Source organism: Haloferax profundi (assembly GCF_001469865.1).
GTDB lineage: Archaea > Halobacteriota > Halobacteria > Halobacteriales > Haloferacaceae > Haloferax > Haloferax profundi.
Map to the genome: position 1 here is coordinate 1 of NZ_LOPV01000144.1, position 411 is coordinate 411.

The 411-nt window shown below is 67.6% G+C and carries 1 protein-coding gene and 1 pseudogene; both read left to right on the forward strand.

Going from position 1 to position 411, the window contains the following annotated elements:
- A partial coding sequence (locus tag AUR66_RS07420) for a carboxyl transferase domain-containing protein (protein ID WP_331456989.1) occupies window positions 1-287 on the forward strand: 287 nt, incomplete at its 5' end.
- A pseudogene (locus AUR66_RS07425) lies at window positions 284-411 on the forward strand (acc operon protein); the annotation flags it as partial. The gene AUR66_RS07420 and the pseudogene AUR66_RS07425, both read left to right, overlap by 4 nt.

Here is a 411-nt window from a genome sequence, read left to right on the forward strand (position 1 = left end):
ACGCGTGGCCGACGGCCGAAATCGCGGTCATGGGCCCACAGGGCGCGGTCAACATTCTCTACCGAGACGAACTTGCGGCGGCCGACGACCCCGACGCTCGTCGCGACGAACTCATCGAGGAGTACCGCGAAGAGTTCGCGAACCCGTACACCGCCGCCGACCGTGGATTCGTCGACGACGTCATCGAACCGGGTGAGACGCGGAAGCGCCTCATCGCCGACCTCCGGATGCTGAAGTCCAAGCGCAAGTCGCAACCGGACAAGAAGCACGGGAACATCCCGTTATGAGCGAGGACCTGCTCTCGGGGCTGTCGATTCCCGACGATGCAGACCCCGAAGAGGCGGCCGCCATCGCCGCCGCCGTCGGCGCGCACCTCCACGACCAGCAGGCCGCCGCTGCCGCTGCTGCCGC